The 17,207-nt window shown below is 66.2% G+C and carries 15 protein-coding genes and 1 pseudogene; 10 read left to right on the forward strand and 6 right to left on the reverse strand.

Annotation, left to right across the window (positions count from 1 at the left end; genetic code table 11):
- Positions 1-127 precede the first annotated feature (127 nt).
- Complete coding sequence (locus tag E3T55_RS08215) at positions 128-673, reverse strand: GtrA family protein (protein ID WP_134519091.1); 546 nt, start codon at positions 671-673, stop codon at positions 128-130.
- A gap of 170 nt (positions 674-843) precedes the next feature.
- Between E3T55_RS08215 and E3T55_RS08220 the strand changes: the two genes are divergently transcribed.
- The 4 genes from E3T55_RS08220 (at position 844) to E3T55_RS08235 (ending at position 5,333) form a co-directional block, all read left to right on the forward strand.
- Positions 844-2,004: a 5-(carboxyamino)imidazole ribonucleotide synthase gene (locus tag E3T55_RS08220; RefSeq protein ID WP_174775449.1), complete on the forward strand. Its 1,161-nt coding sequence runs from the start codon at positions 844-846 to the stop codon at positions 2,002-2,004.
- An 87-nt stretch (positions 2,005-2,091) separates the two neighbouring features.
- Entirely contained in the window at positions 2,092-2,571 is a 480-nt protein-coding gene (purE, locus tag E3T55_RS08225) for a 5-(carboxyamino)imidazole ribonucleotide mutase (protein ID WP_134519141.1), read from the forward strand.
- The gene (locus tag E3T55_RS08230) at positions 2,568-3,980 is read left to right on the forward strand and encodes an LCP family protein (protein ID WP_338145124.1); all 1,413 of its coding nucleotides are present in this window, start codon (positions 2,568-2,570) and stop codon (positions 3,978-3,980) included. The genes purE and E3T55_RS08230 overlap by 4 nt, the downstream gene beginning before the upstream one ends.
- A 165-nt stretch (positions 3,981-4,145) precedes the next feature.
- A complete protein-coding gene (locus tag E3T55_RS08235; protein WP_134519092.1) occupies positions 4,146-5,333 on the forward strand; it encodes an acyltransferase family protein in 1,188 nt (395 codons plus the stop codon).
- Positions 5,334-5,390: 57 nt separating this feature from the next.
- Here E3T55_RS08235 and E3T55_RS08240 read toward each other — a convergent pair whose 3' ends face one another.
- The 5 genes and pseudogenes from E3T55_RS08240 to rfbB form a co-directional block, all read right to left on the reverse strand.
- The gene (locus tag E3T55_RS08240) at positions 5,391-6,392 is read right to left on the reverse strand and encodes a GDP-L-fucose synthase family protein (RefSeq protein ID WP_166791720.1); all 1,002 of its coding nucleotides are present in this window, start codon (positions 6,390-6,392) and stop codon (positions 5,391-5,393) included.
- A gap of 2 nt (positions 6,393-6,394) precedes the next feature.
- The gene (gene gmd / locus E3T55_RS08245) at positions 6,395-7,462 is read right to left on the reverse strand and encodes a GDP-mannose 4,6-dehydratase (protein ID WP_134519094.1); all 1,068 of its coding nucleotides are present in this window, start codon (positions 7,460-7,462) and stop codon (positions 6,395-6,397) included.
- Positions 7,463-7,580: 118 nt separating this feature from the next.
- Complete coding sequence (locus tag E3T55_RS08250) at positions 7,581-8,723, reverse strand: glycosyltransferase family 4 protein (RefSeq protein WP_134519095.1); 1,143 nt, start codon at positions 8,721-8,723, stop codon at positions 7,581-7,583.
- Complete coding sequence (gene rfbD / locus E3T55_RS08255; RefSeq protein WP_134519096.1) at positions 8,720-9,595, reverse strand: dTDP-4-dehydrorhamnose reductase; 876 nt, start codon at positions 9,593-9,595, stop codon at positions 8,720-8,722. Before rfbD ends, E3T55_RS08250 begins: the two co-directional genes overlap by 4 nt.
- Positions 9,596-9,993: 398 nt before the next feature.
- A pseudogene (gene rfbB / locus E3T55_RS08260) lies at positions 9,994-10,957 on the reverse strand (dTDP-glucose 4,6-dehydratase).
- A 222-nt stretch (positions 10,958-11,179) separates the two neighbouring features.
- On the opposite strand from rfbB, the gene E3T55_RS08265 reads away from it, so the two are divergent.
- The 6 genes from E3T55_RS08265 (at position 11,180) to E3T55_RS08290 (ending at position 17,146) form a co-directional block, all read left to right on the forward strand.
- On the forward strand, positions 11,180-13,372 hold the full coding sequence (locus E3T55_RS08265; protein WP_134519097.1) for a cell wall-binding repeat-containing protein: 2,193 nt from the start codon (positions 11,180-11,182) through the stop codon (positions 13,370-13,372).
- A 91-nt stretch (positions 13,373-13,463) separates the two neighbouring features.
- The gene (locus E3T55_RS08270) at positions 13,464-14,096 is read left to right on the forward strand and encodes a dTDP-4-dehydrorhamnose 3,5-epimerase family protein (RefSeq protein ID WP_134519098.1); all 633 of its coding nucleotides are present in this window, start codon (positions 13,464-13,466) and stop codon (positions 14,094-14,096) included.
- A 2-nt stretch (positions 14,097-14,098) separates the two neighbouring features.
- Positions 14,099-14,962: a glucose-1-phosphate thymidylyltransferase RfbA gene (rfbA, locus tag E3T55_RS08275; protein WP_134519099.1), complete on the forward strand. Its 864-nt coding sequence runs from the start codon at positions 14,099-14,101 to the stop codon at positions 14,960-14,962.
- A gap of 541 nt (positions 14,963-15,503) precedes the next feature.
- On the forward strand, positions 15,504-16,430 hold the full coding sequence (locus E3T55_RS08280; RefSeq protein WP_134519100.1) for a hypothetical protein: 927 nt from the start codon (positions 15,504-15,506) through the stop codon (positions 16,428-16,430).
- A 117-nt stretch (positions 16,431-16,547) separates the two neighbouring features.
- Positions 16,548-16,844, forward strand: coding sequence for a transposase (locus E3T55_RS08285; RefSeq protein WP_134519101.1), 297 nt, complete (start codon positions 16,548-16,550; stop codon positions 16,842-16,844).
- The gene (locus E3T55_RS08290) at positions 16,841-17,146 is read left to right on the forward strand and encodes a hypothetical protein (RefSeq protein WP_134519102.1); all 306 of its coding nucleotides are present in this window, start codon (positions 16,841-16,843) and stop codon (positions 17,144-17,146) included. The genes E3T55_RS08285 and E3T55_RS08290 overlap by 4 nt, the downstream gene beginning before the upstream one ends.
- Positions 17,147-17,207 lie beyond the last annotated feature (61 nt).

Raw genomic sequence — 17,207 nt, forward strand, 5'->3', positions numbered from 1 at the left:
CAGGAGCAGTCAGCGCTCGCCGACGACACGGCCTTCTGGGCGGCGCACTAACAGCGCCGCGGCCCCCGCGCCCACTCACCGGCCCGCCCGCCCGCGCGCCCACGCCCACGCGCCGCGGCGGCCGGGCTCAGTCGCGAACGGCGGCCAGGCTGTCGGTCGACACCACGGCACTGGGCGCAGCGGATGTCGCCCCCGCACCCGACGAGGCCGGCGCACCGCTGCGATTGGGCGCGAAGACCCACCACCGGTACAGGCTGAACCGAAAAACGGCCCCGAGCGCGAGCCCGATCACGTTGCCGCTGATGTTGTCGGCCAGCACGCTCGTGAAGCCCAGCACGTAGTGCGAGAACCACAGGCAGGCCAGACCGATGCCCATGCCGGCGAGGCTCACGGCGAAGAACTCGAGGCCTTCACGCACGGTATGGTCTTGACGGTTGGCGCTGAAGGTCCAGAGGCGGTTGCCGATCCAGTTCACCAGGATCGCGAGCAGCGTCGAGATGATCTTCGCGTAGATCGGGCCGGCGTGCACCTCGTCGGAGTCGAGAATTGTCGTGCGCAGCAGGTTGAATACCGTCACGTCGACGGCGAAGCCGACCAGGCCGACCGCGCCGAACTTGCCGAGCTGGCCCACGAAAGCGATCAGGCGGCCGCGGGTGAGGGTGGTTTTCGACATGTACCGTTTTCGGCTAATTGGTAAAGGTTCATCAGTGAGCGAAGATGGGTACTGCCTTCGTCGCAGTCTAAGCCTGCGGGAAGCCCCGAACGAAAGATGTGCACGATGTACGTGCACCGCGTGAATTCTCCCGCGCACACCTGAACGCTTGCTCAAAGATTGGTGAACACATGGGTACGACTCTGGGTACGACTACTGGTGTGACCGTCGGCGTGATCGGGGGCGGGCAACTGGCACGCATGATGATTCCCGCCGCCGTGAACCTCGGAATCGACATTCGGGTGCTCGCCGAGCAGCCCGGCATGTCCGCCGAACTCGCCGCGAGCGCGGTCGGCGACTACCACGACCTCGACACGGTTGCCGCCTTCGCCGACACCGTCGACGTGATCACCTTCGACCACGAGCACGTGCCGCAGGAGATTCTGCGAGCCCTCGTCGCCCGCGGCGTGGCCGTGCACCCCGGCCCCGACGCGCTGCTCTACGCGCAGGACAAACTGCTCATGCGGCAGCGCCTGACCGAACTCGGCCTGCCCGTTCCCGATTGGGCCCGCGTCGAAAACCCCGATGAGCTCGATGCCTTCCTCGCCGAGCACGGCGGCCGCGCCGTCGTGAAGACGGCCCGCGGCGGCTACGACGGCAAGGGTGTGCGCGTCGTCGCCCACAAGCACGAGGCCGACGACTGGTTTCAGGCGCTCGCCGAAGACGCCAACGGCGGCGCCCTGCTGGTCGAAGAACTCGTCGACTTTCGCCGGGAACTCGCCCAGGTCGTGGCCCGCCGGCCCTCCGGCGACATCCGATCCTGGCCGGTCGTCGAGACCGTGCAGCGTGACGGCGTCTGTGCCGAGGTTGTCGCGCCCGCCCCGCACTCCTCCGGTCGCCTCGCCGAGGTCGCCGAGCAGATCGCCCGCCGGGTGGCCGAGGGCATCGGCGTCACCGGTGTGCTCGCCGTCGAACTCTTCGAAACAACGGATGACCGCCTCCTCATTAACGAACTGGCCATGCGCCCGCACAACTCGGGTCACTGGTCGATTGACGGCTCCGTGACGAGCCAGTTCGAGCAGCACCTGCGCGCGGTGCTCGACCTGCCGCTCGGCGACACGGCGACACGTGAGCCCTGGTCGATCATGGTCAACGTGCTCGGCGGTCCCGCGCAGGGCTCGATGAGCGACCGCTATGCGGGTGCGTTTGCGGCGCATCCGTCGGTGAAGGTGCACAACTACAACAAGGCCCCCCGCCCCGGGCGCAAGATCGGTCACGTCACCGCCGTGGGCGCCGATCTCGACGAAGTGGCCTACCAGGCGCGTGCCACTGCGGCCTTTTTTCAGGACTAAAGCAATAGGATCAACCACGTGCCCGAGAACTCTGTGAACCCCCAGCCCGTATCCGGCACGCCCGCGACCCCACTTGTGGGTGTCGTCATGGGCTCCGATTCGGATTGGACGGTCATGATCGCCGCCGCCGCCCTGCTGCGCGAGTTCGGGGTCGCCTATGAGGTCGAGGTGCTCAGCGCCCACCGCACACCACAGAAGATGCTCGCCTACGGCATGGATGCCCGCTCCCGCGGTCTCAAGGTCATCATCGCAGGGGCGGGCGGCGCCGCGCACCTGCCGGGCATGCTCGCCGCCGTCACGAGCCTGCCCGTCGTGGGTGTGCCGGTGCCGCTCGGGCTGCTCGACGGCATGGATTCCCTGCTCTCGATCGTGCAGATGCCGGCCGGAGTTCCCGTCGCGACCGTCTCCATCGGCGGCGCCCGCAACGCCGGGCTGCTGGCCGTGAAGATTCTCGCGACCGCCGACGACGCCCGCGGTTCTGCGCTGAGTACTCGGCTCGACACCTTTGCGCTCGATCTGGCCGCCCAGGTGGAGCAGAAAAACATCCGTCTGCACGCGAGCCTGTGAGCCGCACGCAGGCGGGGTACTCCACCGCGCACCGGGGACTGACCTCGGCGCGCGCGACCAATCCGATGCGGCACCCCAATGCGGCGTCGTCGCACACGATGACCAAGCGGGCCTGGTGGCTCGTGGTGCTCAACGTTGTGCTGCCCGGTTCCGCGCAGGTGCTCGCCGGCAGCCGCCGTCTCGGCCGCTTCGGCCTCGGCGCCACCCTCATGCTGATTCTCCTGGCCGTGATCGTCGGCGGCTCGTACCTGCTCTGGCCCGGCACCGTGCTCACCGTCTTCACGAGCACGATCGGCCTCTGGGCGGCCGCGGCCGCCCTCATCTTCTACGGCATCGTCTGGGTCGTGCTGACCCTCGATACCCTGCGCCTCGCCCGCCTGCTGCGCGCCGCGCCCGGCGCCCGGCCGATCATCGCCGGATTCGCGACCGTGCTCATGATCATCGTCGGCGGTGGCGCCGGCTACGGAGCCTACGTCGCCACGACAGCGAGTGGTTTTCTCGCCGATGTGTTCGTCGCCGGCCCCAGCGAACCGCCCGTCGACGGTCGCTACAACATCATGCTGCTCGGCGGCGACGCGGGTGCCGACCGTGACGGTCTGCGGCCCGACAGTATCTCGGTGGTCAGTATCGAGGCATCCACCGGCAAGGCGACGATCATCGGCCTGCCGCGCAACCTCGAAGACGTGCCGTTCCCCGCCGATTCGCCGCTCGCGCCCATCTATCCCGAGGGCTACGGCGCCCTCAAGGGATGCTACGTCTCGGCCTGCATGCTCAACTCGCTCTACACCGAGGTACAGCTGAAAAGCCCCGAGATGTACCCGAACGCCGAGGCCGAGGGCAGCCTGCCCGGCATCGAGGGCATGCGTGACGCGGCCCGCGGCATCACCGGCCTCACCATCCAGTACTACGTGCTCATTGACATGGAGGGTTTCAGCGACCTCATCGACGCCCTCGGCGGCGTCGACATCAACGTGGAGCAGCGCCTGCCGATCGGCGGCGACGAGCAGTTCAACAACGTCGACGGTTGGGTCGAAGCCGGCCAGCAGCACATGGACGGCTACACCGCCCTGTGGTTCGGCCGCGCCCGTCACGGCACGAGCGATTACGACCGGATGGCCCGCCAGCGGGTGCTGCAGGAGGCCATTCTCAGCCAGTTCAACCCGGCGAACGTGCTCACCAAGTTCCAGGATGTCGCCAACGCCGGCGCCCAGGTCGTGAAGACTGACGTTCCCCAGGGCATGCTCGGCTATTTCTCCATCCTCGCCGGCAAGACCAAGGAGCTGCCGATCGGCACCGTCGACATTGTGCCCGAGAACGGGATCGATCCCGAGAACCCCGACTACTCAGCCATCACCGCGCTCATCGACGCGGCCCTGGTGCCGACCCCCGAGCCGACACCGGCCCCGTAACCGGCCCGCACCCGTCGATGGCGGTGGCGGGAGCCATCGCCCGGATGAACCGGGCTCTCAGGCAGACCTGCGCTAGCGTAGATACGGTTCTGTTGGTCGGCGGCCTGCGAGACGGGGCGTGTAAGTCTTACGAACTACAGATGTCCTGTCCGGCTGAACCGATATGTGAATGGGGACGAAACCCTGGGTATTCTGCGATTTCTCCTGGCCATGTCGGTCGTGGCGGCCCACGGTGGCGCCTTCTGGCCCTCAATGTTTGCGGGAGTCGGCGGCATCGTCGCGGTCGAGGCCTTTTTCGTCATTTCGGGCTTTTACATGGCTCTCGTCCTGCGCGGCACGTATCGCAACCGAAATAAAGCCTTCTACGTCAATCGAGCGCTGCGGATTTTTCCCGAGTTCTGGATCGTTGCCATCGTTGTCGTGGTACTGCGGGTGGTTGTTCAGCACGAAGCGTTTCTGGCGCAGATGGCAGCCGTCCCGTTTCCCGGCAACATCTTTCTCATGCTCTCGAATACCGTCATTTTCGGCAGCGATACGGTGATGTTCCTGCAGACAAACGGTGACAGTGTTCAGGTTGGACCATTTCTGGAGTCGACGCCGCCGCTGTTCACGCTTCTGCTCATACCGCAGGCATGGACCCTCGCGCTGGAACTCATGTTTTACCTGTTGGCGCCGTTTCTCGTTCGACTCCGCTCCAGAATACTCATCGCCATCATCGTGCTGGCGTTCGTTGGCAAGTACGTGGTTGCGGGTGCCATTCTGGGCCTCGGGGATCCGTGGACCTACCGCTTCTTCCCGTTCGAATTGGCGTTCTTCCTGATCGGAGTGTTGCTGTTCCGATTCACCGACAGAGAGAACCCCCGGCTTTTCGTCAGGACACAACAACGCCGTGCCATTGTCGTTTTCGGAAGCCTCGTGGCCATCCTTCTGCTCGCACCGACACTGTTCACGTGGGGAGCGAGCGTCGGGCCGTTTTTCTCCAGCTATCTGGTGCCGCTCGTGCTCGTTGTCGCAATCTCGGCGCTCGTGCCGTCGCTGTTCGTCCTGACGCGGCGCGTGAAATGGGACGCAAAGATCGGCGCCTATTCCTATCCCATCTACCTGTCGCATCTGATCGTGATCGGCGGGATGCTGACCGTGGCCGATCAGCCGTGGATGCCACGCAACCCCACGGTGCTCTTCGCTATCCTCGTTGTCGGCGCGGTAGCGGCCGCCTGGCCGCTCGTGCGGGCGGGGGTCTGGGTGGACTCCTTCAGATCAAAGGTGCGAACCCCGAAGCTCAACACGCCGCTGCCCGACGGTGTGCCAGAGGCCGCAATGCCCGAGGGGCAGCGACAGACGACACCGAAGTAGACCGCCATCCGTCGCGTGCGGTGTCGGTCTACTCGTCGGCCAACCCGGCCGAGACAGCTACTGGCGCAGCGATTCCACGTTGTCGCGGTACCACTCCACGGTGGAGGCCATGCCCTGGTCGATGCCGATGGCGGCAGTCCAGCCGGCGTCGGCCAGCTTTGACACGTCGAGCAGCTTCTGCGGGGTGCCGTCGGGCTTGGAGGTGTCCCACTCGGTGGTGCCGGTGAACCCGACAACGCGCGCGATCGATTCCGCAATCTCACGAATCGTCACGTCGGTTCCGGTGCCCACGTTGACCTGCTCCGGCCCGTCGTAGTGCTCCATCAGGTGCAGGCACGCGGCCGCCATGTCATCCACGTGCAAGAACTCGCGCCGCGGGGTGCCGGTGCCCCAGTTGGTGACCGACGCAGCTCCGGACTGCGCGGCTTCGTCATACCGACGGATGAGCGCGGGCAGCACATGAGACCCGGTCGGGCTGAAGTTGTCCCCGGGCCCATAGAGGTTCGTCGGCATCGCCGAGATCCACGGCAGCCCGTACTGACGGCGCACGGCCTGGATCTGCAAGATGCCGGCGATCTTCGCGATCGCGTAGGCGTCGTTCGTGGGCTCGAGGTGTCCGGTGAGCAGTGAGTCCTCGCGGATCGGCTGTGACGCCAGGCGCGGGTAGATGCACGACGAGCCGAGGAACAACAGGCGTGCAACCCCGTATTTCAGGGCGGCGTCGAGCACATTGACTTGAATGCGCAGGTTGTCGCTCAAGAAGTCGACCGGGTAGTTGTTGTTGGCCAGGATGCCGCCGACCTTCGCCGCGGCCAGCACGACGTAGCGGGGCTTCGTCTCGGCGAAGAACGCGAAGACCGCGTCGCGGTCCTTCAGGTCGAGCTCGGCCGAGGTCCGGCCGACAAGATCGGTGAACCCTTCCGCCTCGAGCCGACGCCAAATCGCAGACCCGACCAGGCCGCGGTGCCCGGCAATGTAAAAGCGGCCGCCCCGATCAAGCGCGCCCGGGGTGAAGTCGACCTGGTCGCGGGTATCCGCGACCGTTGCCTGCGCCGTCACGACTACTTGGCCCCGACGGCGTCGGCGGCATCGGCACCGTCGAGGGTGCCCCAGCTGGCGAGCTTGACGGTGTCGATCCAGTCGCGGCCGGCGTGCTCGAGCAGTTTGATGTCGGCGTCGACCATGATGCGGGCCAGCTGCGCGGTGTCGACGGTGGCCTTCCAGCCGAGCTTGTCTTCGGCGTGGGAGGCATCGCCGACGAGGGCATCAACCTCGGTGGGGCGCAGGTAGCGTTCGTCGAAGCGAACGTGCTCTTCCCAGTTCAGGCCGACGTGCTCGAACGAGGTCTGCACGAAGTCCCGCACGGTGAAGTTACCGCCGGTGGCGAGAACGAAGTCGTCCGGTTCGTCGACCTGCAGCATGCGCCACATGCCCTCGACATACTCAGCGGCGTAACCCCAGTCGCGAATGGAGTCGAGGTTGCCCAGGTACACGTGGTCCTGCTTGCCGGCCTTGATCGCCGCAACCGCACGAGTAATCTTGCGTGTCACAAACGTCTCGCCGCGGCGCGGGGACTCGTGGTTGAAGAGGATGCCGTTCACGGCGAACATGCCGTAGGCCTCACGGTAGTTCTTGGTGATCCAGTAGCTGTAGACCTTCGCGGCGCCATAGGGCGAACGCGGGTAGAACGGAGTCGCCTCGTTCTGCGGCGGCGGAGTCGCACCAAACATCTCCGACGACGACGCCTGATAGAACCGGGTCTTGATACCCGACATCCGCACGGCTTCGAGCAGACGAATGGTCCCCATACCCGTCGTGTCGGCGGTGTGCTCGGGCTCGTCAAAGGACACGCGCACGTGCGACTGCGCGGCGAGGTTGTAGACCTCGTCGGGCTTGATCTGCGCGAGCAGCGTCGTCAGCCGCGAGCCGTCGCTCAGGTCGCCATAGTGCAGAAACAGCTTCGCGCCGGTGTCGTGCGGGTCCACATACAGGTGATCAATACGGGACGTATTAAAAGTGGATGCCCGCCGAATCAGGCCGTGCACCTCGTACCCCTTCGAGAGCAACAGCTCTGCAAGATAGGAGCCGTCCTGGCCCGTGATTCCAGTGATGAGTGCGCGCTTCGTCATACAACCCTTTGCGTGAAAGCTGAAAGTAAACGGCACCCGAAGGCGTCCGTTTCTCATTGGTTCTCAGACGAGCTTAGTAGCCCCGTCACCGAGCGTCGCCTGAGGAGGTCGTGTCGAGCTACAGATCGGCGTGAAGCTGCCAGACCCGCTCGGCGGAGTCGCGCCAGCTGAAAGCCCGAGAGCGGTCGCTACCGACGACGCTGAGGCGGCCGGCGAATTCCCGGTCGCCCAGCACGCGGTTCATGGCGATCATCAACCGCTCGGGGTAGCCCTCGGCGTCGTCCCGCGGAACGGTCAGTCCGGCGTCGCCGGCGGCCTCGACGAGGGCGGGTGCGTCGGAGAGGATCACCGGGGTGCCGAGGTGGAACGCCTCGATGATCGGCAGCGCGAAGCCCTCTTCCAGGCTCGGGTAGACGAACACGGTGGCGCGGGCGATGACAATGGCGAGGTCCTCGTCCGAGAGTCCGGACAGGGTGCGCACCCGGCCGGGCGCGAGGCCGGCCTCGTCGGCGACGGTCGCCACATCGAGTTCGCCCCAGCCGTCTGGGCCGATCACGAGCAGCGGCAGTTCGGGGGCGCCCGGCAGGCCGAGCGCGGTGATGAGCGAGGTGATCGCCTTGCGCGGGTCGAGTGAACCCGTGGTCAGCAGGTACTCGGAGGGCAGGCCGAGGGCCGCCGCGCGCGACTCGACCACGGCATCCGCCGGCAGGCGCAGCCCGCTGCCCACCGCACCGCCGATCACGCGAACGCGGTCGCCGAGGTCCATGATTTCCAGCAGCTGGGCGGCGACGGCATGGCTCGGCACGACGATCGCGTCGGCGTGCTTGCGCGCGCGCCGCAGCATGGTCTTCGTCCATGCGACGGTGGTCGGGGTGAGGGACTGCGGATGCGTCCAGGCCAGCACGTCGTGCACGGTCACCGCGATCTGGGTGCCGTCGTTGATGCGGTCGTGGCGGTGCAGCGGGGCGAGCAGCCCGGGGGCGTGGATCATGCCGGAGCCCGCCGAGGCGACAACGCCGAGCCCCCAGGCCGCACGCAGTTCGCGGCGGGCCAGCGACGTTCTGACCAGCCGGGCCAGACCCGGAAGCGTTGTTTCAATTCGAGCGTATTCCTCGGCCGTCGACGAGGAGACGAGCCCTTCGACCTCGCAGTTGGCGGGGACCGTCTCCACTAGGGCGCGGGTGAGTTCCTCGGTGTAGCGGCCAACGCCGCCGGGCACGGGTGCCACCATTTGGTCGACAACGACCCGAAGTGTGATCATTTCTTCCACGCCCCCAGCGGGGCAAGTTCGCCGAGCGCGCCGGTCGCGGCCGCCTCGGCGAGGGCCTGCTGCCACGGGCGCATCGGTTCGAGGCCGACGGCGGCCCAGGCATCGTGGCCGAGCACGCTGTACGACGGGCGCGGCGCCGGCCGCACGAACGCGGCGCTGTCGGTCCGTAGCACCCGTTCCGGGTCGAGGCCGGCGAGCGTGAAGACCTCGCGGGCGAAGTCGAACCACGAGGCGACGCCGCTGTTGGTGCCGTGGTAGACGCCGGCGGGGGCATCCGTGTCGAGCATGAGCGCAATCTGGCGGGCGAGGTCCATGGTCCAGGTCGGTTGGCCGAGCTGATCGCCCACGACGCTCACGGTGGGGTGTGAGCCGGCCAGGCGCAGCATGGTCGTGGCGAAATTCGGGCCGTGCTGGCCATAGAGCCACGCGGTGCGCACGATGAAGCTGCCCTCGGGGTTCTCGGCGAGTACGAACTTCTCGCCGGCAGCCTTGGTACGCCCGTAGGCCGAGATCGGGTCGCGCGGGGTGTTTTCCGGGTACGGTGTCGTTGCGCGGCCGTCGAAGACGTAGTCGGTCGACACCTGTACGAGCCGGGCCGAGCCGACGGAAGTCGCGATCGCCAAATTCAAGGCGCCGTCGGCATTCACCGCGTACGCGGCTTCTTCATTCGTCTCGGCGTCGTCGACCTGGGTGTAGGCGGCGGCGTTGATGACCACGTCGAAGCCAGCCACGGCATCCGTCACCGCGCCGAGGTCGGTCACGTCGAGGTCGCTGCGACCGAGGGCGGTCACGGAGCGGCCCGCGAGAACGGTCTGCAGGTCGCGGCCGAGCATGCCCGACGCGCCGGTGATCAAGTACTTCATAAACTCCTCATGCGGAATGGTGCGCTAGACGACGGGACTGCCCTGTGGCAAGGCGCTGATCGCCTCACTGGATGGGGCAGAGATCGTCGGTCGTTTCGTCTGGAGCTTCGTGATCATAATATTCCGACACGGGATCCCCAGACTGACGAGTGAGGCGCAGCATGTCCGCCTTGGTTAGGAACGATCGTTTGTGCGTTCCCACGGGTACCGGCGCGGCAACCGCAACGCCCTCAGACCCTATCGTCACCCGTTCACCCTGACGTGCTCGTTCGACAACGGCCGCAGTATGAAGGCGAAGTTCTCGAACGGACACGAGGCTCATTCTTGCAGTGTAACGAATCCAGGCATGCGCTGGCTGGGATCGAAAACGGTCACCGCTCACTTGACGATAGACAACGCTAGCCGATGAGGGCGGCGCGTTCTTTGAGGGGTTCCCACCATTCGCGGTTGTCGCGGTACCACTGCACGACGTCGGCGAGGCCCTGTTCGAAGGGTACTTCGGGCTTGTAGCCGAGTTCGGCCTGGATCTTGGTGATGTCGACGGAGTAGCGCAGGTCGTGGCCGAGGCGGTCGGCGACGCGGTCGACGTAGGACCAGTCCTTGCCGGTGGAGTCGAGCAGCATCTGGGTGAGTTCTGTGTTGGTGAGTTCGGTGCCGCCGCCGATGTTGTAGATTTCGCCGGCGCGGCCGCGGGTGAGCACGAGGGCGATGGCGCGGGTGTGGTCGTCGACGTGCAGCCAGTCGCGGATGTTGTTGCCCTCGCCGTAGAGGGGTACGTGAAGGTCGTCGATGAGGTTGCTGACGAACAGCGGGATGAGCTTTTCGGGGAAGTGGTAGGGGCCGTAGTTGTTCGAGCAGCGCGTGATCGACACGTTGAGGCCGTGGGTGCGGTGGTAGCTGCGGGCGAGCAGGTCGCTGCCGGCCTTCGAGGCGCTGTAGGGGCTGTTGGGCTCGAGGGCGCGTTCTTCGTTCCAGGAGCCGGTCGCGATGGAGCCGTAGACCTCGTCGGTGGAGACGTGCACGAAGCGGGGGAGACCCGAGCGCAGCGCGGCGTCGAGCAGCTGCTGGGTGCCGAGCACGTTNCACGGAGCGGTCGACGTGGCTTTCGGCGGCGAAGTGCACGACGGCGTCGAGGCCGGGAAAGAGGGTGTCGAGCAGGGCGCCGTCGCGAATATCGCCGTGCACGAAGCTGTAGCGGGGGGAATCTGCGACCGGGGCGAGGTTGGCCAGGTTGCCCGAGTACGTCAGGGCGTCGAGTACGACGACTTGGGCGCCTTCGAGTCCCGGGTACTTGTCTTCGAGGGTGCGTCGAACAAAGTTGGAGCCGATGAAACCGGCTCCGCCGGTGACGAGAATCTTCATGGGGCGTTTCCTGCCTCGCATTGTGGTTGACTCGCGCAATTCTAGTGGTGACGCGAATCGTGGCGGCAAGATTACCGGCCCAGAGGAACCGCGTCCATGACCGCTTCGCACTCGACCCCTCGGCTTGGTAGATGATCGGGAACATGGTTCAATACGAGCAACGTGCGCGAGTATCCTCGTTCCGCGTCCACTGTGGGAACTGGTCATCGGGAACGGGTCATCATGCTGCTGAGGAATTTTCGTGGGCGCGGAATCGTCGTCGGCACGGCACTCGCCCTGTGCGCACTGGTCGTGGGAATCGCCGGTCCGGCCGGGGCAGTGACGCCTCAACCCGAGCCGGTGCCGGCGCTCTCCCTCGAGAATGACACCTTCACCCCCGGGGAACTCGCGGAACAGACCGGCGGCTCGGCGCAGCGGCGGTCCGCACCCGAGGACTTCGCTGTCTCTGGCTATGCTCAGGCCCAGCACTCGATTGATATCGCAGTTGTGGTGCCGGCCGGTTCTGCTGCGGGCACGACCATCAGCGACGCGGCGATCTCCTCGCTGGTCTCGTCGACCGGTAGCTACTGGCAGGCGCAATCGAACAACCAGGTGACGGGACTCACGGCCAACCCGACGACGCTGCGTTACTCCTCGAGCCTGAACTGCGACGATGTCGTGCAAATCTGGCAGGAGGCCGCGGCCGCGTTCGGTCGAGCGAACGTCTTCTACTACGTCTCCAATCAGGCGCGTCACCTCATGGTTCTCGTTCCCGAAGGGTGTGGAGCAACCGGCATCGGCAGCGTGGGCAGCTCGGCGGCAGCCGTGAACGGATCCAATGGCGGCCTGATCTGGGTGTCACAGTCCGGCGCCGTGACGCGTGATATCGTCGCTCACGAATTCGGCCACAACCTCGGTCTGCAACACTCCAACGCACACGTCTGCCCCTCTGCAACGACGTTTGAGGGTGAGATTGACCCCTCAACGGGCCAATTCTCTGACGGCTGCGTCGACGACGAATACGGTGACGCCTACGACGTCATGGGCATCGCGCTCACGGTCAACGGGCAGGCGAACTCCCAGCTGACGGCCCTCAACGTGACCCACAAGACGAGGCTGGATGCCCTCAGCGCCGGCGAAGTACAGAACGTGGCGGTCCCCACCGGCCAGCGCACACTGCAGACGACAGCGACGCTGACCACGACCGGTGCCTCCGCGGGACTACGCGCGCTGAAAATTACCGATCCGGAGACCGGTCGCATTTACTACGTGGACTTTCGGGGTGGCGGGGGAACGGATGCGGGCTCGCTCTACGAGCGTGGTCTGCTGACCACGATCGGCGTGGACAGCGGTGTGCGCGTGCTCGCGCTGCGCGATGACGGCACCTCCGTCGTCTTCCAACCTCCCGCCGCGAGTGCGTCCGACCGCACGACCTACCTCGTCGCGGGGGACACCATCTCCACTCGTCTCGGGGCGGTCACCGTGACGGTGCTCGCGATCTCCGGCACTTCGGCGTCCGTGCGGGTGACTCTCTCCGACCCCGTGGAACGGTTGTCGGGAATTGACCGCTTCACCACGGCGGTTGCCGTGTCGCAGGCTGGCTTTCCCGGTACCGCCCCCATCGTCTACCTCGCCACGGGTGCCGACTATCCCGATGCTCTCTCGGCGGCACCCGCCGCAGCCCTGGGCTCCGGGCCGCTCTTGCTGACGAACCTGGATTCGTTGCCCACGGCGGTACGCACAGAGATTCAGCGGTTGCAACCCCAACGAATCGTCGTGGTCGGAGGCCGGGGAGTCATCTCTGCCGCTGTCGAGTCACAGCTGGCGGCGCTCGCTCCGGTCGTCGACCGGCTGAGCGGAGTCGACCGATACGAGACCGCCCGGCTCGTTGTCGACGATGCGTTTGGCCCCGTGGCGCACGCGTACGTCGCCACCGGGCGCAACTTTCCCGATGCGCTAGCTGCCGCCGCCGCGGCAGGAGCCGCCGCAAACCCGGTCATTCTCGTCGACGGCAATGCCGGATCGGTTGATGCGGCAACAGCCGGCCTCGTCGCCCGCCTGGGCGTGCAGAATGTGACGATTGCGGGTGGGGCTGCGGTGGTGTCGTCAGGAATTGCGACCTCATTGACGAACGCCGGGATCCGCGTGAGCCGGCAGGGTGGAAGCGATCGTTTCGAGACGGCCCTACTCGTGAACCAGGCAGCGTTCGGCTCGGCGAGTGAAGTCTTCCTCGCGACGGGAGAACAATTTCCCGACGCTCTCGCCGGAGCGGCTCTTGCCGGTCAACGCGGAGCGCCGCTTTACATCGTTCCGCAGGCGTGTGTGCCCAATGCCGTCGGCGCCGACTTCACCCGTCTGGGCTCAACGCATGTCACCCTGATCGGAGGCACTGGCGCCCTGAGCGCTGCGGTCGGAGTGCTCGCCCGCTGCGGCTGATCTCCCCGCCGCTCAGGTCATGCAGCACGGGTTGCGGGGCCGAGTTCGCGCCCCCCAGTTCGGGTCGGGGGTGCGTTGCTACACTGCGAACGTGCACATTCGAGAGCTGTCCATACCTGACGCGTATGAGATCACCCCGAAGCAATTCGGTGACGATCGCGGTGTCTTTCTCGAGTGGTATCGCTCCGATCGCCTCGAAGAGAAGATCGGTCACCGGCTCGCTCTCGCGCAGGCGAACACCTCGGTTTCCACTCGCGGTGCCGTGCGTGGAATCCATTTTGCGGATGTCCCGCCCAGCCAGGCCAAATACGTCACCGCCGTTCACGGCGCCGTTCTCGACTTTGTCATTGACATTCGAATCGGCTCGCCGACGTACGGCCAATGGGACAGTGTGCTGCTCGACGACACCGACCGTCGGGCCGCGTACATCGCCGAGGGCCTCGGTCACTGTTTCGTCGCCCTCACGCACAACGCCACGGTCAGCTACCTCGTGACGAGCCCGTTCAATCCGGGCCGAGAGCACGCCATCAACCCGCTCGACCCCGACATCGGTCTGGTTTTCCCTCCCGAAGCCGGCGAACTTGTGCTCTCCGCCAAGGACACGGATGCGCCCGGCCTCGCGGCCTCGGCCGCCGCCGGGCTGCTGCCGACCTGGGACGCCGCGCGGGCATACTACGAGACCCTGAACTCCAGCTCCCCGAATCAGACGAACGGCGGCAGGTAACTATGCGCGGAATCATTCTTGCCGGTGGCTCCGGTACGCGGCTCTGGCCCATCACGAAGGCCATTTCGAAGCAGCTCATGCCGGTCTACGACAAGCCGATGGTCTACTACCCGCTCTCGACGCTCATGATGGCGGGCATCACGGAGATCCTGATCATCACGACGCCGGAGTACAACGACCAGTTCAAGGCGCTGCTCGGCGACGGTTCGCAGCTGGGCATCCGCATCGAATACGCGGTGCAGCCTTCACCAGACGGCCTCGCCCAGGCCTTCATTATCGGCGAGGAGTTCATCGGCGACCAGACCGTCGCACTCGTGCTCGGCGATAACATCTTCCACGGTGCCGGTCTCGGTACGGCCCTGCGCGGCAACGCCGACATCGTCGGTGCGCGCATCTTCGCCTACCACGTGAGCAATCCGACCGCCTACGGTGTCGTCGAATTCGACGAGAATATGACGGCGGTGTCCATCGAAGAGAAGCCGGTTGTGCCCCACAGCAACTACGCCGTTCCCGGTCTGTATTTCTACGACAATTCGGTCGTCGCGATGGCGAAGACCATTGTGCCCAGTGCGCGTGGAGAGCTGGAGATCAGCACCATCAATGAGCTCTATTTGGCGCAGGGGTCGATGCACGTGCAGGTGCTCGACCGAGGCACCGCGTGGCTTGACACCGGCACGTTCGAGTCCATGATGCAGGCCTCCGAGTATGTGCGCGTGATCGAAGACCGTCAGGGCTTCAAGGTCGGCTGCATCGAGGAAATCGCCTGGCGCGCCGGTTGGATCGACGATGCCCAACTGCGGGCACTCGCCGCGCCCCTCAAAAAGAGCGGCTACGGCCGCTACCTTTTCGGCCTCCTCGGCGAGTAGGCCTTTCGCAAGCGGATGACGCCGGCCGGCCGGCCTCGGCCGGCATCCGCTTCGAGAGTGCCTGAGCACCTGCCAGTGGTGATGCGCCCAAAAGATGCTCGTGCGCCCCATAGGTGTAGCGCGTCCTGCGCCCAGGAGCTGCAGATGCGCCCGAAAGGTGCACTCCCACGCGGTCCTGCGCCCGAAAGCTGCTCGTGCGCCCGGTAGATCAGGCGCGCGAGCAGCTTTCGGGCGCATGAGCGCGGGGACACCGCGGAACCCGGCGCGCGAGCAGCTTTTCGGCGCATGAGCGCAGGGACGCTGCGCACCCTGGCCACCATCGCGCACCCACGTTCCCGAGCGCATCCGCACAGCCTGGCCCAACCCTGCGCAGGCAGGTGGCACCTGCTTCGGCCCCAGCACCGCGGAGGGCGGGAGGCCCAGAACGAGGCGCTTTTGTTATTTTCTCGGATAATAACAATATTTTGTTAGAACCGAATAGCCGGGCAACCCGGCGGCCCGGGCGCTGCTAGCCTTGCCGTTTCCGATGGAGGGGGCGCGGATGAGCATTCTCGAGCGCACGAAGACCATGAAGATCGCGGGTCCGGCGGCCTATCTGCTGCTGGGGGTGCTCGCGGCGACCGCGGGACTGCTGCCGTGGCTGGTCACCGGCATGGTGCTGCCGATCCAGAATCTGTGGGCCGTCGACGTGGCTGCCGACGACATGCCGATCACGCTGCTGCCGTTCAGCCAGTACACGATCACCCTCATCGTCGCGGTGCTCGTCACCGGAGCCGCGATCGCCGGCGGCGTTCTGCGCCTGACCCGCGCGCAGCATCCGCAATTCGCCTTCGTCTGGGCCCTGGTCGGGGTGCTGCTCGTCCAGGTCGTCGCCATCGTGCAGACCGTCTCCACGGTCGCCGGCGGCCTGGCGCAGGGCCGGGAGGCATTCATCTATCTGGCGGCCCTGACCGCCGGCTCCATCGCCGCGAACCTCGTGGGGCTGCTGCTCATGGTGCTCATCGCCCGGGCGCCCGCGGCCGGCGCCCTCGTCGCCGTGAGTGTGGCCTCGGTTGCCGCGGGGGTCTGGGTGAATGGGCTGATCTCGCATCCGTTCGGAATCTCGGCGACCGAGGTGACCATGGCCCTGCTGAGCGTCACCCGGTATGTTCCGGCGATCATCGTCGGACTTGCCGTGGCCTGGTGCGGCTTCTCCACCGCCGGGCGGATCATCGGCGCGATCGTGAGCGTTGTCGCGCTCTGGGTCGGCCCCGCCCTCTTCACCGGAGTGAGCGCCGCTGCGGGAACGCGCGTGCTCGCCGCCTACCCGGCCGAAATGCTCGACTACGGCGTGCAGGTGTTCATCAGCGCGCTGGGCCCACAGGGCACGTCGCTGGTCTCGGTGGTGGCCGCGGCCGTCGTGGCGGCCATCGCGTTCGTGCCGCTCCGCACGCTGCGCCGCCGCCGCGCGCCCGCCGTGGCCGCCTGACATTTCACACCGTCACATCGCAGTGAGCGGATGCCGCCCCAGTTGGCCGGCAGGTTAGCGTTTCACGAACCTGCCCGGGCTCTTGCCGTCCCACGTTTACAATCGTAAACTTCGGTCATGGGGTTTGACGTTGACTGGACGCACGGTGCCGACCACATGTGGGCGAGTCATCGCATCACGGTGGCCGAGGCCATGGAAGCGCTGGCCGATGTCGATGCCCTGTTGTTCGACCCGGACCCGAAAAGCAAGTCCGGAGTGAGCGCGCGAGTACTGGGCTTTTCACCTACCGCGGGTGCCGTGGTCGTGGTTATCCTCGTGCATCGGCAAGATCACCCCGGCGGCTGGTGGGGTGCGAACGGATGGCGGGCAGGTCCGCCCGACCTGCGAACATATCGAGAAGGGAATCCACAGTGAGCAACAACATCCATGAGCTGATCGACAGCGTGGCCGCCGAAGCCGACGCCACTCGTGACGCTCCTATGCCTGCCGGAGCGGCCTCGACCCGCCCCAACAAGTCTGTTCCGGTCGCCGTGCGTCTCGCTCCCGACGATGTTTCAGCCATCGAGGTCCTGGCCAACAAACTTGGGGTGCCGGTGTCAACGCTCCTGCGCGGCTGGATCCTCGAGGCCCTGGCGGCGCACCGCGATGAGTCGGTCGCGACTGCCCTCGACAGGGTCACCGCAGATATTCAACGGTTGCGGGAACTCGTCGCCTGAGGCAGCCCGCTCGCGGCCGCGTCGGTCGAAAAGTGACTGTAGCGGATGCGCCACCGCGGCA

This window comes from Cryobacterium frigoriphilum (assembly GCF_004403305.1).
In the GTDB taxonomy this organism is placed as follows: Bacteria; Actinomycetota; Actinomycetes; order Actinomycetales; family Microbacteriaceae; genus Cryobacterium; species Cryobacterium frigoriphilum.

What these genes read in the sequence shown, in the direction of transcription:
- E3T55_RS08215 (WP_134519091.1), bottom strand. Translation starts at nt 673, where the DNA reads ATGTCGAAAACCACCCTCACCCGCGGCCGCCTGATCGCTTTCGTGGGC.
- E3T55_RS08220 (WP_174775449.1), top strand. Translation starts at nt 844, where the DNA reads ATGGGTACGACTCTGGGTACGACTACTGGTGTGACCGTCGGCGTGATC.
- purE (WP_134519141.1), top strand. Translation starts at nt 2,092, where the DNA reads ATGGGCTCCGATTCGGATTGGACGGTCATGATCGCCGCCGCCGCCCTG.
- gmd (WP_134519094.1), bottom strand. Translation starts at nt 7,462, where the DNA reads ATGACGAAGCGCGCACTCATCACTGGAATCACGGGCCAGGACGGCTCC.
- E3T55_RS08250 (WP_134519095.1), bottom strand. Translation starts at nt 8,723, where the DNA reads ATGATCACACTTCGGGTCGTTGTCGACCAAATGGTGGCACCCGTGCCC.
- rfbD (WP_134519096.1), bottom strand. Translation starts at nt 9,595, where the DNA reads ATGAAGTACTTGATCACCGGCGCGTCGGGCATGCTCGGCCGCGACCTG.
- E3T55_RS08265 (WP_134519097.1), top strand. Translation starts at nt 11,180, where the DNA reads ATGCTGCTGAGGAATTTTCGTGGGCGCGGAATCGTCGTCGGCACGGCA.
- rfbA (WP_134519099.1), top strand. Translation starts at nt 14,099, where the DNA reads ATGCGCGGAATCATTCTTGCCGGTGGCTCCGGTACGCGGCTCTGGCCC.
- E3T55_RS08280 (WP_134519100.1), top strand. Translation starts at nt 15,504, where the DNA reads ATGAGCATTCTCGAGCGCACGAAGACCATGAAGATCGCGGGTCCGGCG.
- E3T55_RS08285 (WP_134519101.1), top strand. Translation starts at nt 16,548, where the DNA reads ATGGGGTTTGACGTTGACTGGACGCACGGTGCCGACCACATGTGGGCG.